43 protein-coding genes are annotated in these 24659 nt (G+C 44.3%); 5 read left to right on the forward strand and 38 right to left on the reverse strand.

Features of this window, described 5'->3' with window-relative positions; genetic code table 11:
- Positions 1–251: 251 nt before the first annotated feature.
- Positions 252–839, forward strand: coding sequence for a gamma carbonic anhydrase family protein (locus Xbed_RS16195; RefSeq protein ID WP_086113920.1), 588 nt, complete (start codon positions 252–254; stop codon positions 837–839).
- On the opposite strand, the gene Xbed_RS16200 is transcribed toward Xbed_RS16195, so the two are convergent.
- From Xbed_RS16200 to dprA, 5 genes are read right to left on the reverse strand one after another with little or no spacing between them, the layout of a single operon-like run.
- Positions 773–1075 carry a DUF1488 family protein gene (locus Xbed_RS16200; protein WP_086113921.1) on the reverse strand — a complete coding sequence of 101 codons (303 nt, stop codon included), beginning with the start codon at positions 1073–1075 and terminating at the stop codon, positions 773–775. The genes Xbed_RS16195 and Xbed_RS16200 overlap by 67 nt on opposite strands.
- On the reverse strand, positions 1072–1890 hold the full coding sequence (gene aroE / locus Xbed_RS16205) for a shikimate dehydrogenase (protein WP_086113922.1): 819 nt from the start codon (positions 1888–1890) through the stop codon (positions 1072–1074). Before aroE ends, Xbed_RS16200 begins: the two co-directional genes overlap by 4 nt.
- Positions 1891–1897: 7 nt before the next feature.
- Positions 1898–2467 (reverse strand): L-threonylcarbamoyladenylate synthase type 1 TsaC, encoded by a 570-nt coding sequence (gene tsaC / locus Xbed_RS16210; protein ID WP_086113923.1) that lies wholly within the window; start codon positions 2465–2467, stop codon positions 1898–1900.
- On the reverse strand, positions 2460–3020 hold the full coding sequence (locus Xbed_RS16215; RefSeq protein ID WP_086113924.1) for a DNA topoisomerase family protein: 561 nt from the start codon (positions 3018–3020) through the stop codon (positions 2460–2462). Before Xbed_RS16215 ends, tsaC begins: the two co-directional genes overlap by 8 nt.
- Before the next feature lie 57 nt (positions 3021–3077).
- On the reverse strand, positions 3078–4166 hold the full coding sequence (gene dprA, locus Xbed_RS16220; protein ID WP_086113925.1) for a DNA-protecting protein DprA: 1089 nt from the start codon (positions 4164–4166) through the stop codon (positions 3078–3080).
- Positions 4167–4297: 131 nt separating this feature from the next.
- Between dprA and def the strand changes: the two genes are divergently transcribed.
- From def to trkA, 4 genes are all read left to right on the forward strand, one after another.
- Positions 4298–4810, forward strand: coding sequence for a peptide deformylase (gene def, locus Xbed_RS16225; RefSeq protein ID WP_086113926.1), 513 nt, complete (start codon positions 4298–4300; stop codon positions 4808–4810).
- A gap of 24 nt (positions 4811–4834) precedes the next feature.
- Positions 4835–5782: a methionyl-tRNA formyltransferase gene (gene fmt / locus Xbed_RS16230; RefSeq protein ID WP_086113927.1), complete on the forward strand. Its 948-nt coding sequence runs from the start codon at positions 4835–4837 to the stop codon at positions 5780–5782.
- An 82-nt stretch (positions 5783–5864) separates the two neighbouring features.
- Complete coding sequence (gene rsmB, locus Xbed_RS16235) at positions 5865–7157, forward strand: 16S rRNA (cytosine(967)-C(5))-methyltransferase RsmB (RefSeq protein ID WP_086113948.1); 1293 nt, start codon at positions 5865–5867, stop codon at positions 7155–7157.
- A 94-nt stretch (positions 7158–7251) separates the two neighbouring features.
- The gene (gene trkA / locus Xbed_RS16240; RefSeq protein ID WP_086113928.1) at positions 7252–8628 is read left to right on the forward strand and encodes a Trk system potassium transporter TrkA; all 1377 of its coding nucleotides are present in this window, start codon (positions 7252–7254) and stop codon (positions 8626–8628) included.
- 46 nt (positions 8629–8674) lie between these two features.
- Here the strand turns inward: trkA and Xbed_RS16245 are convergent, their stop codons facing one another.
- The 33 genes from Xbed_RS16245 to Xbed_RS16405 all read right to left on the reverse strand — a co-directional run.
- Positions 8675–8875, reverse strand: a complete 201-nt coding sequence (locus Xbed_RS16245; protein WP_086113929.1) for an alternative ribosome-rescue factor A — start codon at positions 8873–8875, stop codon at positions 8675–8677.
- A gap of 100 nt (positions 8876–8975) precedes the next feature.
- A complete protein-coding gene (zntR, locus tag Xbed_RS16250) occupies positions 8976–9389 on the reverse strand; it encodes a Zn(2+)-responsive transcriptional regulator (RefSeq protein ID WP_086113930.1) in 414 nt (137 codons plus the stop codon).
- A 180-nt stretch (positions 9390–9569) separates the two neighbouring features.
- Positions 9570–9962, reverse strand: a complete 393-nt coding sequence (rplQ, locus tag Xbed_RS16255; RefSeq protein WP_010847501.1) for a 50S ribosomal protein L17 — start codon at positions 9960–9962, stop codon at positions 9570–9572.
- Positions 9963–10002: 40 nt separating this feature from the next.
- Positions 10003–10992 carry a DNA-directed RNA polymerase subunit alpha gene (locus tag Xbed_RS16260; RefSeq protein ID WP_038269634.1) on the reverse strand — a complete coding sequence of 330 codons (990 nt, stop codon included), beginning with the start codon at positions 10990–10992 and terminating at the stop codon, positions 10003–10005.
- Positions 10993–11017: 25 nt separating this feature from the next.
- Positions 11018–11638: a 30S ribosomal protein S4 gene (gene rpsD, locus Xbed_RS16265; protein WP_069317323.1), complete on the reverse strand. Its 621-nt coding sequence runs from the start codon at positions 11636–11638 to the stop codon at positions 11018–11020.
- Positions 11639–11673: 35 nt separating this feature from the next.
- Positions 11674–12063: a 30S ribosomal protein S11 gene (gene rpsK, locus Xbed_RS16270; RefSeq protein WP_002919257.1), complete on the reverse strand. Its 390-nt coding sequence runs from the start codon at positions 12061–12063 to the stop codon at positions 11674–11676.
- 15 nt (positions 12064–12078) lie between these two features.
- Positions 12079–12435 (reverse strand): 30S ribosomal protein S13, encoded by a 357-nt coding sequence (rpsM, locus tag Xbed_RS16275; protein WP_038240472.1) that lies wholly within the window; start codon positions 12433–12435, stop codon positions 12079–12081.
- Between the two features lie 148 nt (positions 12436–12583).
- Positions 12584–12700, reverse strand: coding sequence for a 50S ribosomal protein L36 (gene rpmJ / locus Xbed_RS16280; protein WP_012768118.1), 117 nt, complete (start codon positions 12698–12700; stop codon positions 12584–12586).
- 32 nt (positions 12701–12732) lie between these two features.
- On the reverse strand, positions 12733–14064 hold the full coding sequence (gene secY, locus Xbed_RS16285) for a preprotein translocase subunit SecY (RefSeq protein ID WP_086113931.1): 1332 nt from the start codon (positions 14062–14064) through the stop codon (positions 12733–12735).
- A gap of 7 nt (positions 14065–14071) precedes the next feature.
- Positions 14072–14506 (reverse strand): 50S ribosomal protein L15, encoded by a 435-nt coding sequence (gene rplO, locus Xbed_RS16290; RefSeq protein WP_069317325.1) that lies wholly within the window; start codon positions 14504–14506, stop codon positions 14072–14074.
- Between the two features lie 3 nt (positions 14507–14509).
- Positions 14510–14692 carry a 50S ribosomal protein L30 gene (gene rpmD, locus Xbed_RS16295; protein ID WP_086113932.1) on the reverse strand — a complete coding sequence of 61 codons (183 nt, stop codon included), beginning with the start codon at positions 14690–14692 and terminating at the stop codon, positions 14510–14512.
- 6 nt (positions 14693–14698) lie between these two features.
- Entirely contained in the window at positions 14699–15199 is a 501-nt protein-coding gene (rpsE, locus tag Xbed_RS16300; RefSeq protein ID WP_086113933.1) for a 30S ribosomal protein S5, read from the reverse strand.
- A 14-nt stretch (positions 15200–15213) separates the two neighbouring features.
- Positions 15214–15567 (reverse strand): 50S ribosomal protein L18, encoded by a 354-nt coding sequence (gene rplR / locus Xbed_RS16305; protein ID WP_038240476.1) that lies wholly within the window; start codon positions 15565–15567, stop codon positions 15214–15216.
- 9 nt (positions 15568–15576) lie between these two features.
- Positions 15577–16110 (reverse strand): 50S ribosomal protein L6, encoded by a 534-nt coding sequence (rplF, locus tag Xbed_RS16310; protein ID WP_086113934.1) that lies wholly within the window; start codon positions 16108–16110, stop codon positions 15577–15579.
- Positions 16111–16124: 14 nt separating this feature from the next.
- Positions 16125–16517, reverse strand: coding sequence for a 30S ribosomal protein S8 (gene rpsH / locus Xbed_RS16315; RefSeq protein ID WP_038240479.1), 393 nt, complete (start codon positions 16515–16517; stop codon positions 16125–16127).
- A 33-nt stretch (positions 16518–16550) separates the two neighbouring features.
- On the reverse strand, positions 16551–16856 hold the full coding sequence (rpsN, locus tag Xbed_RS16320; RefSeq protein ID WP_010847489.1) for a 30S ribosomal protein S14: 306 nt from the start codon (positions 16854–16856) through the stop codon (positions 16551–16553).
- 12 nt (positions 16857–16868) lie between these two features.
- Positions 16869–17408: a 50S ribosomal protein L5 gene (gene rplE / locus Xbed_RS16325; RefSeq protein WP_086113935.1), complete on the reverse strand. Its 540-nt coding sequence runs from the start codon at positions 17406–17408 to the stop codon at positions 16869–16871.
- A 13-nt stretch (positions 17409–17421) separates the two neighbouring features.
- On the reverse strand, positions 17422–17736 hold the full coding sequence (rplX, locus tag Xbed_RS16330) for a 50S ribosomal protein L24 (RefSeq protein WP_086113936.1): 315 nt from the start codon (positions 17734–17736) through the stop codon (positions 17422–17424).
- Positions 17737–17746: 10 nt separating this feature from the next.
- Positions 17747–18118 (reverse strand): 50S ribosomal protein L14, encoded by a 372-nt coding sequence (gene rplN / locus Xbed_RS16335; protein WP_047961675.1) that lies wholly within the window; start codon positions 18116–18118, stop codon positions 17747–17749.
- Positions 18119–18290: 172 nt separating this feature from the next.
- The gene (gene rpsQ / locus Xbed_RS16340; RefSeq protein ID WP_086113937.1) at positions 18291–18545 is read right to left on the reverse strand and encodes a 30S ribosomal protein S17; all 255 of its coding nucleotides are present in this window, start codon (positions 18543–18545) and stop codon (positions 18291–18293) included.
- On the reverse strand, positions 18545–18736 hold the full coding sequence (gene rpmC / locus Xbed_RS16345) for a 50S ribosomal protein L29 (protein WP_086113938.1): 192 nt from the start codon (positions 18734–18736) through the stop codon (positions 18545–18547). The genes rpsQ and rpmC overlap by 1 nt, the downstream gene beginning before the upstream one ends.
- Positions 18736–19146, reverse strand: coding sequence for a 50S ribosomal protein L16 (gene rplP / locus Xbed_RS16350; RefSeq protein ID WP_012990491.1), 411 nt, complete (start codon positions 19144–19146; stop codon positions 18736–18738). The genes rpmC and rplP overlap by 1 nt, the downstream gene beginning before the upstream one ends.
- 12 nt (positions 19147–19158) lie before the next feature.
- A complete protein-coding gene (gene rpsC / locus Xbed_RS16355; RefSeq protein ID WP_086113939.1) occupies positions 19159–19860 on the reverse strand; it encodes a 30S ribosomal protein S3 in 702 nt (233 codons plus the stop codon).
- 17 nt (positions 19861–19877) lie between these two features.
- Positions 19878–20210, reverse strand: coding sequence for a 50S ribosomal protein L22 (gene rplV, locus Xbed_RS16360; RefSeq protein WP_010847481.1), 333 nt, complete (start codon positions 20208–20210; stop codon positions 19878–19880).
- Positions 20211–20224: 14 nt separating this feature from the next.
- Entirely contained in the window at positions 20225–20503 is a 279-nt protein-coding gene (gene rpsS, locus Xbed_RS16365; RefSeq protein WP_011148791.1) for a 30S ribosomal protein S19, read from the reverse strand.
- A 14-nt stretch (positions 20504–20517) separates the two neighbouring features.
- On the reverse strand, positions 20518–21342 hold the full coding sequence (rplB, locus tag Xbed_RS16370; RefSeq protein ID WP_086113940.1) for a 50S ribosomal protein L2: 825 nt from the start codon (positions 21340–21342) through the stop codon (positions 20518–20520).
- Between the two features lie 19 nt (positions 21343–21361).
- Entirely contained in the window at positions 21362–21664 is a 303-nt protein-coding gene (rplW, locus tag Xbed_RS16375) for a 50S ribosomal protein L23 (protein WP_045968045.1), read from the reverse strand.
- Positions 21661–22266 (reverse strand): 50S ribosomal protein L4, encoded by a 606-nt coding sequence (gene rplD / locus Xbed_RS16380; protein WP_047961677.1) that lies wholly within the window; start codon positions 22264–22266, stop codon positions 21661–21663. The genes rplW and rplD overlap by 4 nt, the downstream gene beginning before the upstream one ends.
- Positions 22267–22282: 16 nt before the next feature.
- On the reverse strand, positions 22283–22915 hold the full coding sequence (gene rplC, locus Xbed_RS16385; protein ID WP_086113941.1) for a 50S ribosomal protein L3: 633 nt from the start codon (positions 22913–22915) through the stop codon (positions 22283–22285).
- A gap of 32 nt (positions 22916–22947) precedes the next feature.
- Positions 22948–23259, reverse strand: coding sequence for a 30S ribosomal protein S10 (gene rpsJ / locus Xbed_RS16390; protein ID WP_001181005.1), 312 nt, complete (start codon positions 23257–23259; stop codon positions 22948–22950).
- 305 nt (positions 23260–23564) lie between these two features.
- On the reverse strand, positions 23565–24041 hold the full coding sequence (bfr, locus tag Xbed_RS16395) for a bacterioferritin (protein ID WP_086113942.1): 477 nt from the start codon (positions 24039–24041) through the stop codon (positions 23565–23567).
- Positions 24042–24117: 76 nt separating this feature from the next.
- The gene (gene bfd, locus Xbed_RS16400; protein ID WP_086113943.1) at positions 24118–24312 is read right to left on the reverse strand and encodes a bacterioferritin-associated ferredoxin; all 195 of its coding nucleotides are present in this window, start codon (positions 24310–24312) and stop codon (positions 24118–24120) included.
- Positions 24313–24550: 238 nt separating this feature from the next.
- The coding region (locus Xbed_RS16405; protein ID WP_080718654.1) for an EF-Tu C-terminal domain-related protein at positions 24551–24659 on the reverse strand (109 nt) is incomplete at its 5' end.

Genomic DNA, 24659 nt, shown 5'->3' on the forward strand with positions numbered 1-24659 from the left:
CGCTTTCCTTCCCCTGGCCTTCGCGGCGTGTTGCAGCTCAGCGTCGGTCAGTGGTGGCGCATTATAGGGAGTTTTCCGCGCCTGACAATAGTTTTTTTGCATTTTATTTCTGATTGAGCAATTTTTACCCTAAGAGATGTAAAGAACACTCAATTAGCCCAAAATTGAAACAAATATTTTGATTGCATGACGATATTTTCCTCAATAACATTTCTATTAATTGTTATCCTCCCTTACTGTTGAGGTTTCTTATGTCCACTGTTTTACGTCAATATCTAAACTTCTATCCTCAAATTGGTCAAAAAGTTCTCTTAGACCCCTCTTCTGTTGTCATTGGAGATGTCAGATTGGCTGATGATGTCAGTATCTGGCCTCTAGTGGTTATCCGCGGAGATGTGAATTATGTCTCTATTGGTTCTCGTACAAATATTCAGGATGGCTCTGTTCTACACGTAACACATAAATCCACGGATAATCCGGATGGCTACCCGCTGATCATTGGAGAAGATGTCACCGTGGGCCATAAGGCAATGCTGCATGGATGTCAGATTGGAAATCGAGTATTGGTCGGTATGGGTTCTATTTTACTTGATGGGGCTATTATTGAAGACGATGTAGTCATCGGAGCTGGAAGCCTCGTTCCCCCCGGTAAAAGGTTAGAAAGTGGGTATCTATATGTAGGTAGCCCAGCCAGACAAGTAAGAAAACTCAAACCTGAAGAATTGGAAGGGCTGCTTTATTCGGCTAATAATTATACCCGCTGGAAAGACAATTACTTAGCGGCGCAATCTTTGGCGACACAATCATCTTTGGCAACACAATCTGAAACCAAAAAGTAATGCCCGAATTTATCATCATGCCCACTCAAAATAATCGTTTCAAACTCCTCCTCCAAATCCCAGCGGTATTGACGAAACAAAGCGAGTGGGTGATGAGCTGTACCATAACGTTCAATAAGTTCATCAGCACTAATCATACATTCCACCAACAAACCATTTACCATCGCTGGAAATACCACTTTATTCCCAACTTCATCCCATTCTTCACGATCAGGAAATTGAATTGATTGATTCATGAATGTAATTCTCGTCTTAAAGCAGTTAACACGGGTTCTATTTCAGGAAATACTCCATGCCACAATTCAAAAGCATATGCTGCTTGCCCTACCAGCATTCCTAAACCATCGGCTAAACGTGAGACTCCATTTTGATGGGCGAAACTGAGAAAAGGCGTAAATCCATACTGATAATACATGTCATAACAGACGCTGTTGTTCCGGAAAATTAACGGCGATATTGCAGGGATTTCTCCATCAAGGCCGGAAGCAGTTGCGTTAATAATGACATCAAAGTTTGGAAAAATAAGTTTCTCCATTTCAATAGCCCGGATATCACCTAGTAGAGAAAATTTATTCGCGATTAGTTGAGCGCGCTCAAATGTACGATTAGTAATAGTGACTGAACAACCCAATGATAATAGAGGAGATAACACCCCTTTCGCCGCTCCACCAGCACCAATAATCAGGATATTTTGCCCCGGAGAAATGAAATTGAGTCGTTGTAAATCCACCAATAACCCTATCCCATCAGTATTATCACCAAGCAGTCGATTTCTTTCGACGAGTTTTAATGTATTGACCGCTCCACTAATCCTTGCTCGCTCGGTCAACTCATCCGAACGCTGGTAAGCTCTTTCTTTAAAAGGGACAGTGACATTCGCTCCCAAACCACCCTGCTCAAAAAAATGAGCCAAGGTTTGTTCAAAGCATTCTATCGGAGCAAGTATTTTCCCATATTGATGTTCAATGCCTGTCTGTTCGGCAAACAAACGATGAATATAAGGAGATTTACTGTGTTCAATTGGATGACCAAAAACCGCAAATTTATCCATTATTTTCCTACCCTTGCCGATATAACTGACCCGTTAAAGCGTCCCTGATTTCCGATGGATTTTTACGTCCCCCGACTTCACCTTCCAAAACCGGGATACGATTTCCAAATTGTTGACGCACTGCTTCCGAATTTCGACATGGCGCTAATCCGCTTAGATTCGCACTGGTCGAAACGAGTGGTTTTCCATAAAGGGAGCATAGCTGCTTAACCAAAGGATGAGCAGTCACCCGGACGGCCAAAGTTGAAAACTTGCCAGTCAGCCATTTTGGTGTCGTTTTTTTCGCTGGCATTACCCATGTAACAGGGCCAGGCCAAGAGGAAAATACGGTTTCTTTTTGTAGCTCGCTCAACTGTTCATCGTCAATATAAGAACATAGCCGCTCATAATTATCAGCAATAAGGATTAGTCCTTTTTCCCAAGACCGATTTTTCAGCGCTAATAACTCTTGTACTGCGTTTTCACTATCGGGATCACAACCTAACCCAAAAACAGCTTCTGTTGGATAAGCAATGACTTTTTCTTCTTTTAAAGCCGTGATAATTTCATCAAATGCAGGTGAGGTTTCGTTACTCATTTTCTTTCTCAATCTCATTGAATTGCTGCTTACTACACAATTTACTGGCACAAAATAATTTTACGCCTTGGGAAGTACGTTTTTCTATTAACAATGGATAGCGGCAAAACTTACATTCACCCAAAACAGGCTTATTGTTAAGTGCAAACTGGCAATCTGGATAACGGCTACAGGAATGAAATACTTTTCCAAAACGCGATTTACGCTGAAATAATTTTCCTTGTTGGCATTGAGGACAATTAATGGATGTCTCATCTGGTTTATCAATCAGCTCTGTGTGCTCACATTCAGGATAATGGCTACAACCAATAAACATGCCATAGCGCCCTTGCCGTAAGACTAAAGTGAAACCACATCTTGGGCAGGTTTGTCCATCCAATTCTTTTACAATATGTCCATCGCCCTGCGCTTTCAAAGGACGAAGATAATTGCAGGATGGATAGCCAGAACACGCATAAAATGGGCCATGAGATCCATTACGGATAATTAATCCAGCACCACACTCAGGGCAATATTCTGTTTCTTTTATAACAAAGGGCGCTTTCTTAGACATATTTCACTCGCTGAAGACCAGCCATCATAATGTTGGAAAAAGGACAAATTAAATAGATTAATGGGTTCGAACATATCCACCAGCAACAACGGCAACTTTTCCCATAAGTTCAAGATCTAACAACTTGGTCATGACTTCTGTAATAGGAAGGCAAGAACGTTGAGCAATCACATCAATAGGTGTAACGTCGTTGCCTACGTTAACCAGCACATCCGCAAATGGCAACTCTGTTTGTTCAAATTGTTCGCTTGCCTTTTCTTTTACTTCTTCTTCTAAATTAACCCATTGAAACGAAGCATTAATATGTTCCATTATATCCATCACATTTGTTGCCAAATAAGCTCCTTGTTTGATCAACCAATGATTACCCTCGTTTGAGGGAGTTCCTAATGGACCGGGTAATGTAAAGATATCTCTTCCTTGTTCAAGGGCACAGCGTGCCGTAATTAGTGATCCACTGTTTCTATGGGCTTCCACTATAAGCAGAGCCAGGCTCAATCCACTAATAATCCGATTCCTTCTTGGAAAATTCTTGGCCTTGGGCGGGGTATCAGGAAAAAACTCGGAAACCAGCGCACCATTTTCTTTAATGCGATGAGCCAGAGACTGATGGCGGGTGGGATAGATATTTTCAAGACCACTACCAAGTACCGCAATCGTTTTTCCTCCTGAATCCAATGTTGCCTGATGACAGATACCATCAATACCTATCGCCAACCCACTGGTTATAATCAGTTTATTTCTGGCCAATTCACTGGCAAATGTTTTTCCCCACTTTTCACCATAGAAAGTTGCTGTTCTGCTGCCAACTATTGAAATTTGTTTTTGGGACAAGAGTGATATATCACCTGTAACAAAAAGTACAAGAGGAGGTGAATGTATCTGTTTTAATAGAGGAGGATATTCAGGATGAGAAACGGTCAATAGATGGTTATTCGGTTGCCCTAACCAATTGAGGGCCGACACCAGCGCGGAAGGATTGGCCTTCGTAAATTGCAAGCATTGTGCAGGAGACAAACCACATTCTTTAAGAAACGTAATACTGCAATGCTTCGCTTGTAACAGGCGTTCCATAATGGACATCGCCTTTGTTGCTGAAAGATGAGAAACCATTTTCATCCGTAACCACATTTCCATTGTATCCATATCGTCATCCTGACCCGATTGAAGGTAACACCTTCATGATTATTTTATGTTCAATACTGTCAATCTAAACGGGAAATGTCTAGAATAGGCAGCAATTATCACTCATTTCTTGGACGCAGTTCTAAACACATATGTCAGTTTTACAAATATTACATTATCCAGACGAGCGGCTTCGCACAATTGCAAAGCCAGTAAAAAAAGTGGATGCAGAAATCCAACGTATCATTGATGATATGTTCGACACGATGTATGCAGAAGAAGGTATTGGCTTAGCAGCAACACAAGTCGATATTCATCAACAAATTATTGTCATTGATGTCTCTGAAGATCGTGAACAGCGCCTTGTGCTTATCAATCCAGAACTAGTCAATGAATCTGGTGAAACAGGGATAGAAGAAGGTTGTCTATCTGTTCCTGAACAGCGTGGATTTGTGCCACGTTTTGAACAAGTAAAAATTAAGGCCTTAGATTATCACGGTCAGCCGTTTGAATTGGAAGCCGATGGACTACTGGCAATCTGCATTCAACATGAGATGGATCACTTGATTGGTAAACTTTTTGTTGATTACCTATCTCCGCTGAAACGCCAGCGCATCCGTCAGAAAGTTGAAAAGATTGATCGTTTGAGAACCAAGAGCAAATAAATTTTATTATTGCAGGAAATAACAGTGTCTGATTCTTTACGTATTATTTTTGCCGGAAACCCTGATTTTGCGGCTCATCATTTGACTGCTTTATTAAGTTCTCAACATCAAGTTGTTGGCGTGCTCACTCGACCAGATAAACCGGCAGGAAGAGGTAAGAAACTGACACCAAGCCCTGTAAAGGTACTGGCTGAAGAACACGGTATTTCTGTTTTCCAGCCAACAACCTTACGTACAGAAGAAAGCCAACAATGGGTCACCGAGCAGCAAGCTGATATTATGATCGTTGTTGCATATGGGCTGATTCTTCCCCAAGCTGTTTTAGATATTCCACATTTGGGATGCCTGAATGTTCATGGTTCTTTATTACCTGACTGGCGTGGCGCTGCGCCTATCCAACGTTCAATTTGGGCCGGAGACCAAGAAACTGGCGTAACTATCATGCAAATGGATGCGGGGCTTGATACCGGCGATATGCTACTGAAAGCAGTTTGTCCAATTACAAATGAAGATACCAGTGCCAGCTTATATGAAAGGCTTGCCGATATTGGTCCAAGAGCCTTACTAGATACCTTAAATTTAATCACATCGGGAAAATGTCAGCCAGAAATTCAGGATAGCACTCGTGCGACTTACGCCGAAAAACTGAGTAAGGATGAAGCAAAAGTGGATTGGAATCTGCCTGCAATCCAACTTGAGCGCTGTGTTCGCGCTTTCAATCCCTGGCCTATGAGCTTCTTCTTAATTGATGATCACCCCATTAAGATCTGGCGAGCAGAAGTCATCATCGAACAAACTACCCAAGTTCCCGGCACCATTATCAGCGCAGATAAAAAAGGTATCCAAGTTGCGACTGCCGATGGAATATTAAATATTACTCAGTTGCAACCACCTGGCAAAAAAGCAATGTCTGCTGCCGATCTTCTAAATTCCAAACGTGAGTGGTTTACACCAGGTAGCAAAATCAACTGATACTCATTTTCCTGTATGCTTTTAGCATACAGGCTTCTTCCTCTTTATGATGCTGACGACAGCCAGCTTTTTTAACCATACCATGAAAAATACATACAACCTGCGAAGCATCGCAGCACAAGCGATCACCCAAGTACTTGAGCAAGGGCAATCTCTCAGTACTGTTATACCTGAACTTCAACAAAGAGTTTCTGACAAAGACAAGGCTCTGCTACAAGAACTCTGCTTTGGCGTTATGAGGGTATTGCCTCAACTTGAATGGTTTATTACCCAATTAATGGCAAAGCCATTGAAAGGAAAACAACGTATTTTCCACTACCTGATCATGGTCGGACTCTATCAGCTTATTTATACACGCATACCTGAACATGCAGCGCTTGCTGAAACCGTTAATGGTGCAATTAACTTAAAACGACCTCAACTAAAAGGGTTAATCAATGGCGTCCTGCGCCAATTTCAGCGTCAGCAGCAAGAATTAATCGAACGAGAAAATAATCACGCCAGTCAATACTTACATCCACAATGGCTGCTAGAACGCATTCAGAAATCTTATCCAGAAAATTGGCAGAATATAGTAGATGCCAATAACCAAAAACCACCTATGTGGTTACGGGTAAACCAACGTTATCATACGGTTAATGAATACTTCACACTGCTGGAAGAGGCCAATATAGAAGCAGCACTGGATGCGGATCATCCCTATGCTATTCGTCTCCTGAGTCCTTGCCCTGTAAATTGCCTACCCGGATTTGATCAAGGATGGGTAACTATTCAGGATCGTTCAGCCCAAGGATGCGCTGCACTTTTAAATCCATGTAATGAGGAATCTATACTGGATCTTTGTGCCGCCCCCGGAGGAAAAACGACTCATATTCTTGAGATAGCACCAAAATCGAAGGTACTGGCCATTGATATTGATGAACAAAGACTTAAACGGGTAAAAGAAAATTTACAGAGACTTAATTTATATGCTGTCGTAAAAGCAGGTGATGGTCGTTTTCCACATGAATGGGCAGCAGGTGAGCAATTTGATCGTATTCTCCTTGATGCACCATGTTCAGCAACTGGAGTCATCCGTCGTCACCCTGATATAAAATGGTTACGCAGAAATGAAGATATCGATCAATTAGTTACATTGCAATCTGAAATTCTTGATGCTATCTGGCCATATCTAAAGAAAAGTGGCACTCTGGTTTATGCAACCTGCTCAATTTTACCCCAAGAAAATAACGAGCAAATTAAGGCATTTTTGGAACGTCATTCAGATGCTGTATTATCATCAGAAACCGGCTCACAGGAAAAACCCGGAACACAAATCATTCCAGAAATAGCCGGTGGTGACGGTTTCTTTTATGCTCGGATAACTAAGCAATGACACATCTCTCTCGTTCCCATTGAACGAGAGAGTTTTGCGATTTTGCTAAAATATCAAGAATAGAACAACAGCTTCTAATCAAAAAGAGAATGCTATGAAGATAATTATTCTGGGCGCAGGCCAGGTTGGAGGAACATTAGCCGAAAATTTGGTTGATGAAAACAATGATATTACTGTCGTTGATACCGATACAGATCGTTTACGTCAGTTGCAGGATAAATTCGATCTGAGGGTTGTAAATGGTCATGGCTCTCATCCCAGAATATTAAGGGAAGCGGGAGCTGAAGATGCAGATATGTTGGTCGCTGTTACAAATTCCGATGAAACCAACATGATTGCATGCCAAATTGCTTACTCTCTATTCAACACGCCTAATAAAGTCGCTAGGATACGATCATCAGAGTATATCCGAGAATCAGAGAAATTATTCCAACCTGATCATATTCCAATTGATTATCTAATATCTCCTGAACAACTGGTAATTGACTACATTTATAAATTGATTCAATACCCTGGTGCATTGCAAGTTGTTAATTTTGCGGAAAACCGAGTCAGTATTGTCGCAGTCAAAGCCTATTATGGCGGTTCACTAGTAGGAAATGCCTTATCTTCACTTCGGGAGCATATGCCACATATCGATAGCAAAGTCGCTGCAATATTCCGCCAAGATCGTCCAATCAGACCACAAGGCTCAACAATTATTGAGGCTGGGGATGAAGTGTTTTTCGTTGCCGCATCACAGCATATCAGGGCTGTCATGAGTGAATTACAACGTCTTGAGAAACCATACAAACGCATTATGATCGTTGGTGGGGGCAATGTTGGTGCAGGCTTAGCCCTACGGCTCGAAAAAGATTACAGCGTCAAACTAATTGAACATAACCAAGAAAGAGCTATAGAACTTGCGGAACTATTACACGATACTATTGTGTTCTATGGAGATGCTTCAGATCAAGAATTACTGGCCGAAGAACATATTGAACAAGTTGATGTTTTTATCGCATTAACAAATGATGATGAAGCCAATATTATGTCAGCGATGCTCGCAAAACGAATGGGTGCCAAAAAAGCAATGGTGCTTATTCAACGCAGTGCATATGTTGATTTAGTACAGGGTGGAGTCATTGACATTGCCATTTCTCCTCAGCAAGCAACAGTATCCGCACTACTTGGTCATGTCCGTAAAGCAGATATTGTTAGTGTATTTTCATTAAGGCGTGGTGTCGCTGAAGCAATCGAAGCCATAGCTCATGGCGATGAGAATACTTCAAAAGTTGTTGGGCGCAAGATAGGTGATATCAAACTACCGCCAGGAACAACAATTGGTGCTATTGTTCGCAATGAAGAAGTCATTATTGCCAATGATTACAGTATCATTCAGCAAGGTGATCATGTGATCATGTTTATTACTGATAAAAAATTCGTTCCTGAAGTGGAAAAGCTTTTCCAGCCAAGTCCTTTCTTCCTTTAAAACGTTTGCCTCAGCTTTATTAAGCTAATATTGTCAGTTTAAAAAGTTAGAAGGCCAATGATAACAACTTGAAAAAATTATTATCATTGGCCTCCCAACCACTATTTTTACCATGTTTTGCTTTACGATTATAACTTCCTTTACCTTTTTTGCTTTTTTCTACTCTTTGTTTAAACAAAGGGTCGTGTAATAGGGCTTCTATAGCGTTATCTTTGATCACGCCCTTTTTATGGCGATATGTTGTCATAAGGACCTCTAACAAAAACTAATTTGTTGATTGATTATAAAAATCATCTGATTAAAAACGACTAAATTGTACTGTTAACACTCATAATAATAAAGAAATATTAATTATTTGTTGCTCCCTCTTCCAGAATTTCCAATATAGAACAATATGTGCTGACATGTGCACTACCGCAACACGCATCACTCAACATCTTCAAAGAATCACGCATTCTTTGCATTTCCAATAATTTTTTTTCAACTTCCTGTAATCTTGAATCAACGATATGTTTCGATTCCTGACATGTGTGATGTTCTGGATCCACCCGAATAGAGAGAAGCTCTACAATCGTTTCCAGGGTAAAACCCAATTGTTTTGCATAACGAATAAAACGTAATCGTTGTAGGTCTTGTTTTGTATAAAGTCTATAACCACTTTCGGTTCTTTCTCCCTGAATCATCAATCCCTGTTTTTCATAGAAACGGATAGTGTCCGGGGTGACATTTGCTAATTTAGCCAACTGACCAATACGATACATAGGAGACTCTCCTATCAAATTCAAATAGAAAGTAAAGATGATATTACCAGAATAGATAAAGAGATCACCCGCACAAAGAAGATTTGCAGGTTAATTGATGAGAAATAAGATGATGACCGAAAGAGAATTAAGGAGCAATAAAAAACCGGGATAATACCCGGTTTTTTACGCTTCTACAGATTACTCTGCAGATGCTGCTTCTGTCTGAGACTCAGCGGCGCGGTCAACAAGCTCGATGTATGCCATCGGTGCATTGTCACCAGCACGGAAGCCACACTTCAGAATACGAGTGTAACCACCTGCGCGGCTCGCGAAACGCGGGCCCAGTTCATTAAACAGTTTTGCCACGATCTCGTTGTCACGAGTACGGGCGAATGCCAGACGACGATTAGCTACGCTGTCGGTCTTGGCAAGAGTAATCAGCGGCTCAACGACGCGACGCAGTTCTTTCGCTTTAGGCAGAGTCGTCTTGATGATTTCATGACGAACCAAAGAACCTGCCATGTTACGGAACATAGCTTGGCGATGGCTGCTGTTGCGGTTCAATTGACGACCACTCTTACGATGGCGCATGACCTTATCCTTCTCAGTAAAACCTTAACCTGTGATCTAGTTATTCATCAGCAATACTTGCTGGTGGCCAGTTTTCCAGACGCATGCCCAGAGAAAGTCCACGCGAAGCCAGTACGTCTTTAATCTCAGTAAGAGATTTTTTACCTAGGTTAGGAGTCTTAAGTAACTCAACCTCGGTACGCTGTACCAGATCACCGATGTAGTGGATAGCTTCTGCTTTAAGGCAGTTAGCAGAGCGGACAGTCAATTCCAGATCGTCAACAGGGCGCAGCAGGATCGGATCAAACTCTGGCTTCTCTTCTTTAACTTCTGGTTGACGTACATCACGTAAATCAACAAAAGCTTCCAGTTGTTCAGCCAGAATGGTAGCTGCACGGCGAATCGCCTCTTCAGGATCGATTGTACCGTTAGTCTCCATCTCGATAACCAGCTTATCCAAGTCAGTACGCTGTTCTACACGAGCTGCTTCAACATTGTAGGCAATACGCTCTACTGGGCTATAGCAAGCATCTACTAACAAACGACCGATAGGGCGCTCATCTTCTTCCGAATGAATTCGGGCAGAAGCCGGCACATAACCACGACCGCGCTGAACTTTAATACGCATACTAATGGAAGCGCTTTCGTCAGTCAGATGGCAGATTACGTGCTGCGGCTTGACGATTTCGACATCACCATCATGGATGATGTCGGCTGCAGTCACAGGGCCAATGCCAGATTTATTCAAGGTAAGGATAACTTCATCTTTACCCTGAACTTTCACCGCCAGCCCTTTCAGATTGAGGAGAATTTCCAGGATATCTTCCTGTACACCTTCTTTGGTGCTGTACTCATGCAGTACACCATCAATCTCAACCTCAGTCACCGCACAACCCGGCATAGACGAAAGCAGAATACGGCGCAGTGCGTTGCCAAGAGTATGGCCAAAGCCACGCTCTAATGGCTCAAGGGTCACCTTGGCGTGCGTCGAACTGACTTGCTCGATATCTACCAGGCGCGGTTTTAGAAACTCTGTCACAGAACCCTGCATTGTGTCCTCTCTTTGGTGCTAAGCTTTACTTAGAGTAAAGCTCGACGATCAGGTGTTCGTTAATGTCAGCGGATAGATCAGTACGCTCAGGAATACGTTTGAACATACCTTCCATCTTCGCAGCATCAACTTCCAACCAAGTTGGTTTCTCACGCTGCTCAGCCAGCTCTAAGGCTGCTTTAATGCGAGCCTGCTTCTTCGCTTTTTCACGAACGCTGACTACGTCATTCGGGGATACCTGATAAGAAGCGATGTTAACAACGCGACCATTTACCATGATAGCCTTATGGCTTACCATTTGACGTGATTCAGCACGAGTCGCGCCAAAGCCCATACGATAAACGACGTTATCCAAACGACTTTCCAGCAAGTTCAGCAGGTTTTCACCTGTGTTGCCTTTCAGACGAGTTGCTTCTTTATAGTAGTTACGGAATTGACGTTCCAGAACACCGTAAATACGACGAACTTTTTGTTTTTCACGTAACTGTACACCATAGTCAGACAGACGCGGTTTACGTGCGCCGTGCTGGCCTGGTGCCTGTTCTAATTTACACTTGGTGTCAATCGCGCGAACGCCAGACTTCAGGAAAAGGTCTGTACCCTCGCGACGGCTCAGCTTGAGCTTAGGACCCAAATATCTTGCCATTTTCTTTCTCCAACAATCCTAAAAACGAAGACGAATTAAACGCGACGTTTTTTCGGTGGGCGACAACCGTTATGAGGGATCGGAGTCACATCAGTAATATTAGTGATGCGGAAACCAGCCGCGTTTAATGCGCGGATAGTTGACTCACGGCCAGGACCAGGTCCTTTAACCATAACTTCCAGGTTCTTAATTCCGTATTCTTTCACTGCTTCAGCACAGCGTTCTGCTGCAACCTGAGCCGCGAACGGAGTAGATTTACGAGAACCACGGAAACCGGAACCACCAGCAGTTGCCCAACCCAATGCGTTACCTTGACGATCAGTAATAGTAACGATGGTGTTGTTGAAAGAAGCATGGATATGAGCCACACCGTCAGAGACTTGTTTTCTTACACGCTTACGTGCACGAATAGGTGCTTTTGCCATTATTCAATACCCCGATTATTTCTTGATCGGCTTACGCGGACCCTTACGGGTACGTGCATTGGTCTTAGTACGCTGACCGCGAACTGGCAGACCACGACGATGACGCAAACCACGATAGCAACCAAGGTCCATCAGACGTTTGATACTCAGGGTTACTTCACGACGCAAATCACCTTCTACAACGTATTTGGCAACTTCGTCACGCAGCTTGTCAATTTGCTCTTCAGACAGCTCACTGATCTTAACATTTTCAGCAATGCCCGCTGCTGCACAGATTGCTTGTGAGCGGGTTTTACCGATGCCGTAAATCGAGGTTAACGCGATTACGGTATGTTTCTGATCAGGAATGTTAATGCCTGCTATACGGGCCACTATGCACTCCTACAATATTTATTCACTGCAACATCATTCTGAAAAGCCCGTTTTCAGGATACTCAAATAATGTTGCTGTCAGATAAAAAAGATTGGCTGGCTAATTTAGCCAGCTCAACCCAACTTTGCAAGAAAAATATGCGATTAATTAGCCTTGGCGCTGTTTGTGCTTAGGCTCTGCACTGCAAATCACACGAACGATACCGTTACGTTTAACGATTTTGCAGTTACGACATAATTTCTTGACGGAAGCACGAACTTTCATTTTTACTCTCCGTAACTTCTCAAGCAAACCGATTAGCGGTTATATCCTTTCAGGTTTGCCTTCTTCAATGCAGACTCATACTGACTCGACATCATCAGAGTTTGCACTTGAGCCATAAAGTCCATGATGACAACAACTACAATAAGTAGGGAAGTACCACCAAAATAGAATGGAACTTTCATTGCGTCACGCATAAACTCCGGGATTAAGCAGATAAAAGTAATATATAACGCACCAACTAAGGTTAAACGAGTCATTACTTTATCGATGTACTTAGCCGTTTGCTCTCCCGGACGAATTCCTGGTACGAATGCACCGGACTTCTTCAGGTTATCTGCTGTTTCTCTTGGGTTGAATACCAAAGCCGTGTAGAAGAAACAGAAGAAGATGATTGCAGAAGCATATAATAACACATAAAGCGGTTGACCTGGCTGCAAATACATAGAAATAGTTGTTAGCCAGTTCCAGCCTGTTCCACCACCAAACCAAGAAGCTATGGTACCAGGGAACAAAATAATACTGGAAGCAAAAATTGCGGGGATAACCCCAGCCATATTCACTTTCAACGGTAAATGTGTGCTTTGTGCCGCGAAAACTTTACGACCTTGCTGACGCTTTGCATAGTTAACAACGATACGACGTTGACCACGCTCCATGAAAACAACGAAGAAAGTTACGGCAAATACTAATACTGCAACCAACAGCAACAGGAGGAAGTGCAGGTCGCCTTGCCGAGCTTGCTCGATGGTGTGACCAATCGCAGGTGGTAGACCTGCAACGATACCAGCAAAGATTATGATCGAAATACCGTTACCAATACCCCGTTCAGTAATCTGCTCACCCAGCCACATCAAGAACATGGTTCCCGTGACCAGACTTACAACAGCCGTGAAGTAGAACGCAAAACCAGGATTAATTACTAGACCTTGCATTCCAGGCATATTCGGCAACCCAGTAGCAATACCGATTGACTGAAATATTGCCAGCACTAATGTGCCATAACGGGTGTACTGACTGATCTTACGACGACCAGCTTCCCCTTCCTTCTTAATCTCTGCTAAACGGGGATTAACCACTGTTAGCAACTGGATAATGATAGATGCAGAAATATACGGCATTATACCCAGTGCAAAGATAGAAGCACGGCTTAAAGCACCACCAGAGAACATGTTAAACATTTCAATGATGGTGCCTCTTTGCTGCTCGAGCAATTTGGCAAGCACAGTGGCATCAATACCAGGGATTGGAATAAAAGAGCCAATACGGAAAACAATTAGAGCTCCAATGACAAACAAAAGTCTGCGTTTTAACTCGCCTAATCCGCCTTTGGCACTTTGAAAATCTAATCCTGGTTGTTTAGCCATCTGTTACTTATTCCTCAATTTTACCGCCAGCAGCTTCAATTGCAGCGCGGGCGCCTTTAGTAACACGCAAGCCACGCACAGTTACTGCGCGATTGACTTCGCCAGAAAGCATTACTTTAGCGAATTCAATTTGAGGGCCAATAATGTTAGCAGCTTTTAGTGCATTCAGATCAATAACATCGCCTTCAACACGGGCAAAATCAGACAGACGAATCTCTGCAGTGATCATTGCCTTACGTGAAGTAAAACCAAACTTTGGCAGACGACGATATAGAGGCATTTGGCCGCCTTCAAAACCGCGACGAACGCCACCACCAGAACGAGACTTCTGACCTTTGTGACCACGACCGCCGGTTTTACCCAGACCAGAACCAATACCACGACCTACACGTTTAGGGGCGTGCTTGGCACCTTCAGCCGGAGACAGAGTATTTAAGCGCATCTGTTACTCCTCAACTTTAACCATATAGGAAACCAAGTTGACCATACCGCGAATAGCTGGTGTATCTTCACGTTCAACAGTATGGTTAATACGACGCAGACCTAAACCAGTCAGAGTTGCCTTGTGTTTAGGCAAACGACCGATTGCACTGCGATACTGAGTGATTTTAATAGTCTTAGTAGCCATGGTTCATTACCCCAGAATTTCTTCGACGGATTTTCCACGCTTAGCTGCGACCATTTCTGGAGACTTCATACTGTCTAAAGCGTCCAGGGTTGCACGAACCACATTGATTGGGTTAGTGGAACCGTAGGTTTTAGCCAGTACGTTACGAACTCCAGCCACTTCCAGAACAGCACGCATCGCACCACCGGCGATGATACCTGTACCTTCGTGAGCAGGCTGCATAAACACGCGAGAACCGGTGTGTGAGCCTTTCACTGGATGGTGCAGGGTGCCGCTGTTAAGTGCGACGTTTTTCATATTGCGACGAGCTTTTTCCATCGCTTTCTGGATTGCTGCCGGAACTTCGCGTGCTTTGCCGTAGCCAAAACCAACGCGACCGTTACCATCACCAACTACAGTCAGTGCTGTAAAGCTGAAAATGCGGCCACCTTTAACGGTTTTAGATACGCGGTTTACCGCGATCAGCTTTTCCTGCAGTTCGCCAGCTTGTTTTTCGATGTGAGCCATCTTACACCTCTACCTTAGAACTGAAGGCCAGCTTCACGGGCAGCATCTGCCAGTGCCTGGACTCTACCATGATATTGGAAACCAGAACGGTCAAAGGACACATCTTTAATGCCTTTTTCCAGAGCACGTTCAGCAACAATTTTACCAACTAATGCTGCGGCTTCTTTGTTTCCAGTAAATTTCAGTTGTTCACTGATAGCTTTTTCTGTTGTAGAAGCGGCTACCAGAGTTTCAGAACCATTTGGTGCGATAACCTGCGCATAAATATGGCGAGGGGTACGGTGTACCACCAGGCGGGTTGCACCCAGTTCCTGGAGCTTGCGGCGTGCGCGGGTCGCACGACGGATACGAGCTGCTTTCTTATCCATAGTGTTACCTTACTTCTTCTTAGCCTCTTTGGTACGCACGACTTCATCGGCGTAACGAACACCCTTGCCTTTATATGGCTCAGGACGACGATAGGCACGCAGATCTGCCGCAACTTGACCAATCACCTGCTTATCAGCACCTTTCAGTACGATTTCAGTTTGTGATGGGCATTCCGCAGTTATGCCTGCTGGCAGTTGATGCTCAACCGGATGCGAGAAGCCTAAAGACAAGCTAACAGCGTTGCCCTTAACTGCTGCACGGTAACCAACACCTACCAGTTGGAGTTTCTTAGTGAAACCTTCGTTAACACCGATAACCATTGCATTCAGCAAAGAACGAGTTGTACCCGCCTGTGCCCATGCATCAGCGAAACCTTCGCGAGGAGCGAAAGTCAGTTGGTCATCCGCATGCTTAACTTCAACTGCGTTGTGGATTGTACGACTTAGCTCGCCGTTTTTACCCTTAATCGAAATAACCTGACCGTTGAGTTTAACCTCTACGCCGGCAGGAATGACGACGGGTGCTTTTGCAACACGAGACATTCTTTCCTCCCGAATTAAGCTACGTAGCAGAGAATCTCGCCACCAAGACCTGCTTGGCGAGCTGCACGATCAGTCATTACACCTTTAGAGGTAGAAACAACAGCGATACCCAAGCCAGCCATAACTTGTGGCAGCTCATCTTTTTTCTTATAGATGCGCAGACTTGGGCGGCTTACACGCTGAATGCTTTCTACAACAGCCTTACCTTGGAAATATTTCAGTGTTATTTCCAGTTCTGGCTTGGTGTCGCCTTCGATTTTAAAATCTTCAATGTAACCTTCTTCCTTCAGCACTTTGGCAATTGCCACTTTCAGCTTGGAGGAAGGCATGGTGACCGCAACTTTATTCGCGGCCTGACCGTTACGGATACGGGTCAGCATATCCGCGATCGGATCTTGCATGCTCATCTGTCTTTACTCCCGTGATTCAATTGGTGACAATTACCAGCTAGCTTTTTTAAGGCCCGGGATTTCACCGCGCATAGCGGCTTCACGGACTTTAATACGGCTCAACCCAAACTTCCGCAAAAATGCATGCGGACGCCCAGTTTGACGGCAGCGGTTACGCTGACGGCAAGGGCTGGAATCACGTGGCAGTGTTTGCAGCTTGAGAACAGCATTCCAACGGTCTTCATCAGATGCGTTTACATCAGAGATGATCGCTTTCAGTTCAACGCGTTTTGCGAAGAATTTCTCAGCTAATTTCGCACGTTTTACATCACGTGCTTTCATTGATTGCTTAGCCATGAGTACCCTGCCTTACTTGCGGAACGGGAAGTTAAACGCAGCCAACAGTGCGCGGCCTTCATCATCAGAGTTCGCAGTAGTGGTGATAGTAATATCCAAACCACGTACACGATCCACTTTATCGTAATCGATTTCAGGGAAGATGATTTGCTCACGAACACCCATGCTGTAGTTACCACGTCCATCAAATGATTTAGCGGACAAACCACGGAAGTCACGGATACGTGGTACAGCAATAGAAATCAGGCGCTCAAAGAACTCCCACATGCGTTTTCCACGCAGGGTTACTTTACAGCCGATTGGATAGCCCTGACGGATTTTGAAGCCTGCAACTGACTTGCGAGCTTTGGTGATCAATGGTTTTTGACCAGAGATTGCTGTCAAATCGGCTGCTGCGTTATCCAGCAGTTTTTTGTCAGCGATTGCTTCACCAACACCCATATTCAGGGTGATCTTCTCGACCCGAGGGACTTGCATGACAGAATGGTAACCAAACTGAGTCATCAGTTTTTGGACTACCTCGTCTTTGTAGTAATCATGCAGTTTCGCCATCGTACACTCCAAATTACTTGATAGTTTCGTTATTAGATTTGAAGAAACGGACTTTTTTACCGTCTTCGAATCTAAAACCTACACGGTCAGCCTTGCTGGTTGCTGTGTTAAAGATTGCAACGTTAGAAACATTGATAGCTGCTTCTTTTTCAACGATGCCACCTGGTTGGTTCAGAGCCGGAACTGGCTTCTGATGTTTTTTAACCAAGTTGATACCTTCAACAAGGACTTTACCAGAAGAAAGAACTTGTTTTACTTTACCGCGCTTACCTTTGTCTTTACCGGTCAGCACGATAATTTCGTCATCACGACGGATTTTCGCTGCCATTGTCTGCTCCTTAGAGTACTTCAGGTGCCAGAGAGATAATTTTCATGAACTTTTCATTACGAAGTTCACGAGTTACCGGCCCAAAAATACGCGTACCGATAACTTGCTCACTATTGTTGTTCAACAATACGCAAGCGTTGCTATCGAAGCGAATGACAGAACCGTCCGGGCGACGAACACCCTTCTTGGTGCGCACCACTACCGCTTTCAGGACATCACCTTTCTTCACCTTACCACGAGGAATTGCTTCCTTGATAGTGATCTTGATGATATCACCGACGTTTGCGTAGCGACGGTGCGAGCCACCTAGAACCTTGATACACATTACGCGACGTGCACCGGAGTTGTCGGCCACGTTCAGCATAGTCTGTTCTTGGATCATTTTAGTGCTCCGCTAAATGTCAACTACTACTGAGCCACTTTATTTTTAAAGAGGCCGTTTCAATATCCCATACTACGAGGGCGCGGCATTATAACACCACATCTTCGCGATGGACAGAGAAATAAACGGCCCTGTTTTTTGAGCCGTTTACTTCATTCGATACAGCGATCTATTATAGAACCGCTTTTTCTACAACGCGAACTAAAGTCCAAGATTTGGTCTTAGACAGTGGACGGGTTTCGCGGATTTCCACCACATCACCCATTCCACATTCATTGTTCTCGTCGTGTACGTGCAGTTTGGTCGTACGTTTGATGAACTTACCATACAGAGGGTGTTTCACCTTACGCTCAATAGCAACAACAATGGATTTTTCCATTTTGTCGCTAATAACACGACCTTGCAGAGTACGGATTTTATCGGTCATTACGCATCCGCCTTCTCAGTCAGTAAAGTCTTAACGCGTGCAATATTACGACGCACTTGTTTCAACAGGTGAGACTGTTGCAGCTGGCCACTTGCCGCCTGCATACGCAGATTAAATTGCTCACGTAACAGGTTCAGCAGCTCAGTGTTCAGCTCTTCAACGCTTTTTTCGCGCAGCTCTTGTGCTTTCATTACATCACCGTCTTAGTTACAAAGGTGGTTTTGATAGGCAGTTTCGCTGCTGCCAGCTTGAATGCTTCACGAGCCAGCTCTTCAGGTACACCGTCCATTTCATACAGGACTTTACCGGGCTGGATCAAGGCAACCCAGTATTCTACGTTACCTTTACCTTTACCCATACGCACTTCGAGTGGCTTTTCGGTGATAGGTTTGTCTGGGAACACACGGATCCAGATTTTACCTTGACGTTTAATTGCACGGGTCATAGCACGACGTGCCGCTTCGATCTGACGAGCAGTCAGACGGCCACGGCCCACAGCTTTCAGACCGAAAGTGCCGAAGCTAACATCCGCGCCTGCAGCCAGACCACGGTTGCGGCCTTTGTGCACTTTACGGAATTTTGTACGCTTTGGTTGTAACATCAGCGACTCTCCTTACTTGCGGCCTTTACGCTGCTGCTTTTTAGGTTGAGCAGCCGGTTTTTCCGCCTGTTCAACTGCAGCCATACCACCCAGAATCTCACCTTTGAAGATCCATACCTTAACGCCGATTACACCATAAGTGGTGTGCGCTTCAGAAGTATTGTAGTCGATGTCCGCACGCAGAGTGTGCAGAGGTACACGACCTTCACGATACCATTCTGTACGCGCGATTTCAGCGCCGCCCAGACGGCCACTTACTTCCACTTTGATACCTTTAGCGCCCAGACGCATTGCGTTCTGTACAGCACGTTTCATTGCACGGCGGAACATAACACGACGTTCCAGCTGTGAACTGATGCTGTCAGCAACCAATTTTGAGTCCAGTTCAGGCTTACGCACTTCGGCAATATTAATCTGCGCAGGAACGCCAGCGATATTCGCTACAGCCTTACGCAGTTTTTCAACGTCTTCACCTTTTTTACCGATTACAATACCTGGACGAGCAGTGTGAATGGTTACACGGATGCTTTTCGCAGGACGTTCGATAACGATACGTGAAATAGATGCTTTAACCAGTTCTTTGTTCAAGTACTGGCGAACTTTAAAGTCGCTGTCTAGGTTGTCAGCGAATTCTTTAGTATTCGCATACCAGGTAGAGTTCCAAGGTTTGACAATACCCAGACGAATACCATTAGGATGTACTTTCTGACCCATTGCTAGTCTCCAGAGTCTCAGCGATCGGACACAACCACAGTGATGTGGCTGGTGCGCTTCAGGATACGATCTGCACGGCCTTTGGCACGAGGCATAATACGCTTCATAGTTGGGCCTTCGTCTACGAAAATCTTCGTGACTTTCAGATCATCGATGTCAGCGCCATCGTTGTGTTCTGCGTTAGCAATAGCAGACTCAAGTACTTTCTTCACTAAACCAGCAGCTTTCTTGTTGGTATAGGTCAGAGTTTCCAGAGCTTGCGACACTTTCTTACCGCGGATCAGGTCTGCCACAAGGCGAACCTTCTGAGCAGAAGAACGAGCGTGGCGATGTTTAGCGATAGTTTCCATCTCTTCCTCCTACCTTAGCGCTTTTTAGCCTTTTTATCGGCCGCATGGCCGCGATAAGTACGGGTCGGCGCGAATTCACCCAGTTTATGACCAACCATTTCGTCGGAAACAAAAACTGGAACATGCTGACGACCATTATGGACAGCGATGGTCAAACCGATCATGTTAGGAAAGATCGTTGAACGACGGGACCAAGTCTTAATAGGCTTTTTGTCTCCGCTTTCCACCGCTTTCTCTACCTTCTTCAGCAAGTGCAGGTCAATAAATGGACCTTTCTTGAGAGAACGTGGCATGGTTTATCCTCTAATTATTTTTTAGAACGGCGACGTACGATATATTGATCAGTACGTTTGTTGCTACGGGTCTTCTTACCTTTGGTCTGGATGCCCCATGGAGTTACAGGGTGTTTACCAAAGTTACGACCTTCACCACCACCGTGTGGATGGTCTACTGGGTTCATCGCCGTACCGCGAACGGTAGGACGGATACCACGCCAGCGGCTTGCACCGGCTTTACCCAGAACGCGCAGCATATGTTCTGCGTTGCCAACTTCACCTAAAGTAGCACGGCAATCAGACAGTACTTTACGCATTTCGCCAGAACGCAGACGTAGGGTTACATAAGAACCGTCACGTGCAACGATCTGTGCATAAGCACCTGCTGAACGAGCCAGCTGACCACCTTTACCTGGTTTCATTTCTATGTTGTGAACAGTAGAACCAACCGGGATATTGCGCATTGGCAGAGCGTTACCTGCCTTGATTGCTGAATCAGCACCAGACTGGATTTGATCACCCGCTTTCAGGCCTTTAGGCGCAAGGATATAACGACGCTCACCGTCTTTATACAAAACCAGTGCGATGTTTGCTGAACGGTTTGGATCATATTCCAGACGCTCAACAACAGCAGGGATACCGTCTTTATTACGTTTGAAGTCAATCAGACGATAATGCTGTTTATGGCCACCACCGATGTGACGAGTGGTAATACGACCATTGTTGTTACGACCACCAGTTTTGTTGTTTTTTTCCAACAACGGAGCATAAGGCTTACCCTTATGCAGCTCTGGGTTAACCACTTTAACAACGTGGCGACGGCCCGGAGACGTAGGTTTACATTTAACAATTGCCATTGTTCTTTACTCCTCCGACTTACTCAGCGCCGCCAACGAAGTCCAAATTCTGGCCTTCTTTCAGGGTGACGTAAGCTTTTTTCCAGTCGCTACGACGACCAATACGCTGACCGTGGCGTTTAACTTTACCTTTAACCAGCAAAGTGTTTACACCTTCAACTTCAACTTCGAACAGTTTCTGTACGGCAGCTTTGATCTCTGCTTTAGTCGCGTCTTTCGCAACTTTGAGAACGATGGTATTGTTTTTTTCCATCGCTGTAGAAGCTTTTTCAGATACGTGCGGCGCGCGCAGTACTTTTAGCAGACGTTCTTCACGGATCATGCCAGCATCTCCTCAACTTGCTTCACAGCTTCAGCAGTCATAACCACTTTGTCGAAGGCGATCAGGCTTACTGGGTCGATACCTGCTGCATCGCGAACGTCAACCTTGTACAGGTTACGAGCTGCTAAGAACAGGTTCTCATCAACTTCGCCAGTGACGATCAGCACATCTTGCAGAGCCATTTCTTTCAGTTTCTGTACCAGCAACTTAGTTTTAGGTGCTTCAACAGAGAACTTCTCGACAACGATCAGACGATCTTGACGTACCAGTTCAGACAGGATGCTTTTCAGAGCACCACGGTACATCTTTTTATTAACTTTTTGACTGTGGTCCTGTGGCTTCGCTGCGAAAGTTACACCACCAGAGCGCCAAATTGGACTCTTAATAGAACCAGAACGCGCACGGCCAGTACCTTTTTGACGCCATGGTTTTTTACCTGAACCAGAAACTTCAGCACGAGTTTTCTGAGCACGAGTACCTTGACGAGCACCAGCTGCATACGCAACAACTACTTGATGCACAAGCGCTTCATTGAAATCACGCCCGAAGGTAGTTTCGGAAACAGTCAGCGCGCTTTGCGCGTCTTTCATTACCAATTCCATTCCTATCTCCTCGACGTTACGCCTTGACAGCCGGTTTTACGATCAGGTTACTGTTCGTTGCACCTGGAACAGCACCTTTGACCAGCAGCAGGTTACGCTCAGCGTCAACACGTACTACATCTAGGCTCTGAACGGTTACACGCTCATTACCCAGTTGGCCTGCCATTTTCTTGCCTTTGAATACCTTGCCCGGAGTCTGGTTTTGACCGATAGAACCCGGAACACGGTGAGACAAGGAGTTACCATGGGTAGCATCCTGAGTACGGAAGTTCCAGCGTTTAACAGTACCCGCGAAACCTTTACCTTTAGATGTACCAGTAACGTCGACTTTTTTAACGTCAGCGAAAATTTCAACGCTAATGCTTTGACCTACAGTGAACTCTGCGTCATTTTCTGACAGACGGAATTCGCGCAGGATGCGGCCAGCTTCAACGCCAGCTTTAGCGAAATGACCTGCTTCAGATTTATTAACGCGGTTAGCTTTTTTGCTACCAGCCGTTACCTGAATTGCACAGTAACCGTCAGTCTCGTTGCTTTTAACTTGAGTTACACGGTTATCTTCGATTTCGATAACAGTTACAGGGATTGAAACGCCATCTTCAGTGAAGATGCGAGTCATACCTACTTTTTTACCGACTAAACCAATCATTGTTTCAACCTCTCAATCGCTCAATGACCTGATTAACCCAGGCTGATCTGCACGTCTACACCGGCAGCCAGATCCAGACGCATCAGAGCATCAACGGTTTTCTCGGTTGGCTCAACGATGTCAACCAGACGTTTGTGAGTGCGAATTTCGTACTGATCACGCGCATCTTTGTTAACGTGCGGAGAAATCAGAACGGTAAAACGCTCTTTACGAGTCGGCAGCGGGATCGGACCACGAACTTGCGCACCAGTGCGTTTCGCAGTCTCTACGATTTCCGCAGTTGATTGATCGATCAAGCGATGATCAAATGCTTTCAGGCGGATACGGATTCTTTGGTTCTGCATGAGACCAGAGCTCCAACTATTTTATAAACGTAAATGATCACTACTCGCACCCATTTCGATTGATGGGGAAGTGTAATCGTTCTGTGTATAACTCCCATATCGGGAGTATTTTAAATGGCGGCGGTAAGTTACCGCTCATTACTGATGATTAATCAGTCCTACTCTGTGTAGGTAAGCCTGCGCATTATACGTGAATTTATCTGCAAAGCAAGATTAAGGATGAAATCTATTCAAAAAATACACACAAAAGGAAAAAAGAAGGAAAACGCCCTATATACAGTAAATTATAGGGCGGGATGTTATAACTATTCTTCTTCAGCAAGTTGAGATTGAATATAATTTTGCATGCCAATTCTAGATATGAGTTCAAGTTGAGTTTCCAGCCAATCTATATGATTTTCTTCATCCGTGAGTATCTCTATCATCAAATCCCGACTGACATAATCATGAACTGAATCAGCATATGCGATTGCTTCTCTCAGATCTTTTATACCACGTAACTCTAGCTCCAGATCAGAACATAGCATTTCTTCGACATCTTCTCCGATATTGAGCTTGCCTAAATCTTGTAGATTTGGCACACCTTCCAAAAAAAGAATCCGCTCAATCAGTTTATCTGCATGCTTCATCTCATCAATGGATTCGTGATACTCAACTTCGTTTAAGCGCATCAATCCCCAATTTTTAAACATTCGGGCATGCAAGAAATACTGATTAATAGCGACAAGCTCATTACCTAACAGTTTGTTTAAATGTGCAATTATCTTTTTATCACCTTTCATAACAATTTCCTCCGCTTCCAGTAACTATAGTGTAGTACTAGTTTGGCGGAGTAATTACAAGGAAATTGCATCTATTTTAAGCAACATTATTTATTGCAGGCAGGAGGGCGATCTCTTCATCCATTATCTCACGTGCTTGACGTATGCATTTTCCGCAATCACTTCCTACAGGGATAAAGTCCCTCAATTCTTTGATAGAACGAACATGTCTTTGATGGACAGCGTTGCGTATGGTTTTATCACTTATTGCATTACAGAGACAGACATACATGGAAGCACTCTTCTAGCTATTTACATTACACTCTTAATGACATTTAGGTCAGGTATAATAACTATGCCTAAAATTGGTCGCGTTTATAAAATGAACGATGTCAGGCAATAGTAAATAGAAATGAATCTCATTTCAATTATTGTTTTTTAGAAATAAAAAAGCCACCAGTTAGGGTGGCTAAAAATAGAAAAGAGGAGCCTTGGCTCCTCTTTCGTTATAATCTTTTCATAATCAAAGATTAAGCAATAACTTTAGCAACAACACCAGCACCTACAGTACGGCCACCTTCACGGATGGCGAAACGCAGACCTTCGTCCATTGCAATTGGTGCAATCAGGGTCACGATC

Origin of the sequence: Xenorhabdus beddingii, assembly GCF_002127545.1 — a bacterium.
Lineage (GTDB): Bacteria > Pseudomonadota > Gammaproteobacteria > Enterobacterales > Enterobacteriaceae > Xenorhabdus > Xenorhabdus beddingii.

Bases quoted from the DNA above. Each gene is read 5' to 3' on its own strand.
- Xbed_RS16195 (WP_086113920.1), top strand. From the start codon at position 252: ATGTCCACTGTTTTACGTCAATATCTAAACTTCTATCCTCAAATTGGT.
- Xbed_RS16200 (WP_086113921.1), bottom strand. From the start codon at position 1,075: ATGAATCAATCAATTCAATTTCCTGATCGTGAAGAATGGGATGAAGTT.
- aroE (WP_086113922.1), bottom strand. From the start codon at position 1,890: ATGGATAAATTTGCGGTTTTTGGTCATCCAATTGAACACAGTAAATCT.
- tsaC (WP_086113923.1), bottom strand. From the start codon at position 2,467: ATGAGTAACGAAACCTCACCTGCATTTGATGAAATTATCACGGCTTTA.
- Xbed_RS16215 (WP_086113924.1), bottom strand. From the start codon at position 3,020: ATGTCTAAGAAAGCGCCCTTTGTTATAAAAGAAACAGAATATTGCCCT.
- dprA (WP_086113925.1), bottom strand. From the start codon at position 4,166: ATGGATACAATGGAAATGTGGTTACGGATGAAAATGGTTTCTCATCTT.
- def (WP_086113926.1), top strand. From the start codon at position 4,298: ATGTCAGTTTTACAAATATTACATTATCCAGACGAGCGGCTTCGCACA.
- rsmB (WP_086113948.1), top strand. From the start codon at position 5,865: ATGAAAAATACATACAACCTGCGAAGCATCGCAGCACAAGCGATCACC.
- trkA (WP_086113928.1), top strand. From the start codon at position 7,252: ATGAAGATAATTATTCTGGGCGCAGGCCAGGTTGGAGGAACATTAGCC.
- Xbed_RS16245 (WP_086113929.1), bottom strand. From the start codon at position 8,875: ATGACAACATATCGCCATAAAAAGGGCGTGATCAAAGATAACGCTATA.
- zntR (WP_086113930.1), bottom strand. From the start codon at position 9,389: ATGTATCGTATTGGTCAGTTGGCTAAATTAGCAAATGTCACCCCGGAC.
- rplQ (WP_010847501.1), bottom strand. From the start codon at position 9,962: ATGCGCCATCGTAAGAGTGGTCGTCAATTGAACCGCAACAGCAGCCAT.
- Xbed_RS16260 (WP_038269634.1), bottom strand. From the start codon at position 10,992: ATGCAGGGTTCTGTGACAGAGTTTCTAAAACCGCGCCTGGTAGATATC.
- rpsD (WP_069317323.1), bottom strand. From the start codon at position 11,638: ATGGCAAGATATTTGGGTCCTAAGCTCAAGCTGAGCCGTCGCGAGGGT.
- rpsK (WP_002919257.1), bottom strand. From the start codon at position 12,063: ATGGCAAAAGCACCTATTCGTGCACGTAAGCGTGTAAGAAAACAAGTC.
- rpmJ (WP_012768118.1), bottom strand. From the start codon at position 12,700: ATGAAAGTTCGTGCTTCCGTCAAGAAATTATGTCGTAACTGCAAAATC.
- secY (WP_086113931.1), bottom strand. From the start codon at position 14,064: ATGGCTAAACAACCAGGATTAGATTTTCAAAGTGCCAAAGGCGGATTA.
- rplO (WP_069317325.1), bottom strand. From the start codon at position 14,506: ATGCGCTTAAATACTCTGTCTCCGGCTGAAGGTGCCAAGCACGCCCCT.
- rpmD (WP_086113932.1), bottom strand. From the start codon at position 14,692: ATGGCTACTAAGACTATTAAAATCACTCAGTATCGCAGTGCAATCGGT.
- rpsE (WP_086113933.1), bottom strand. From the start codon at position 15,199: ATGGCTCACATCGAAAAACAAGCTGGCGAACTGCAGGAAAAGCTGATC.
- rplR (WP_038240476.1), bottom strand. From the start codon at position 15,567: ATGGATAAGAAAGCAGCTCGTATCCGTCGTGCGACCCGCGCACGCCGC.
- rplF (WP_086113934.1), bottom strand. From the start codon at position 16,110: ATGTCTCGTGTTGCAAAAGCACCCGTCGTCATTCCTGCCGGCGTAGAG.
- rpsH (WP_038240479.1), bottom strand. From the start codon at position 16,517: ATGAGCATGCAAGATCCGATCGCGGATATGCTGACCCGTATCCGTAAC.
- rpsN (WP_010847489.1), bottom strand. From the start codon at position 16,856: ATGGCTAAGCAATCAATGAAAGCACGTGATGTAAAACGTGCGAAATTA.
- rplE (WP_086113935.1), bottom strand. From the start codon at position 17,408: ATGGCGAAACTGCATGATTACTACAAAGACGAGGTAGTCCAAAAACTG.
- rplX (WP_086113936.1), bottom strand. From the start codon at position 17,736: ATGGCAGCGAAAATCCGTCGTGATGACGAAATTATCGTGCTGACCGGT.
- rplN (WP_047961675.1), bottom strand. From the start codon at position 18,118: ATGATCCAAGAACAGACTATGCTGAACGTGGCCGACAACTCCGGTGCA.
- rpsQ (WP_086113937.1), bottom strand. From the start codon at position 18,545: ATGACCGATAAAATCCGTACTCTGCAAGGTCGTGTTATTAGCGACAAA.
- rpmC (WP_086113938.1), bottom strand. From the start codon at position 18,736: ATGAAAGCACAAGAGCTGCGCGAAAAAAGCGTTGAAGAGCTGAACACT.
- rplP (WP_012990491.1), bottom strand. From the start codon at position 19,146: ATGTTACAACCAAAGCGTACAAAATTCCGTAAAGTGCACAAAGGCCGC.
- rpsC (WP_086113939.1), bottom strand. From the start codon at position 19,860: ATGGGTCAGAAAGTACATCCTAATGGTATTCGTCTGGGTATTGTCAAA.
- rplV (WP_010847481.1), bottom strand. From the start codon at position 20,210: ATGGAAACTATCGCTAAACATCGCCACGCTCGTTCTTCTGCTCAGAAG.
- rpsS (WP_011148791.1), bottom strand. From the start codon at position 20,503: ATGCCACGTTCTCTCAAGAAAGGTCCATTTATTGACCTGCACTTGCTG.
- rplB (WP_086113940.1), bottom strand. From the start codon at position 21,342: ATGGCAATTGTTAAATGTAAACCTACGTCTCCGGGCCGTCGCCACGTT.
- rplW (WP_045968045.1), bottom strand. From the start codon at position 21,664: ATGATCCGTGAAGAACGTCTGCTAAAAGTACTGCGCGCGCCGCACGTA.
- rplD (WP_047961677.1), bottom strand. From the start codon at position 22,266: ATGGAATTGGTAATGAAAGACGCGCAAAGCGCGCTGACTGTTTCCGAA.
- rplC (WP_086113941.1), bottom strand. From the start codon at position 22,915: ATGATTGGTTTAGTCGGTAAAAAAGTAGGTATGACTCGCATCTTCACT.
- rpsJ (WP_001181005.1), bottom strand. From the start codon at position 23,259: ATGCAGAACCAAAGAATCCGTATCCGCCTGAAAGCATTTGATCATCGC.
- bfr (WP_086113942.1), bottom strand. From the start codon at position 24,041: ATGAAAGGTGATAAAAAGATAATTGCACATTTAAACAAACTGTTAGGT.
- bfd (WP_086113943.1), bottom strand. From the start codon at position 24,312: ATGTATGTCTGTCTCTGTAATGCAATAAGTGATAAAACCATACGCAAC.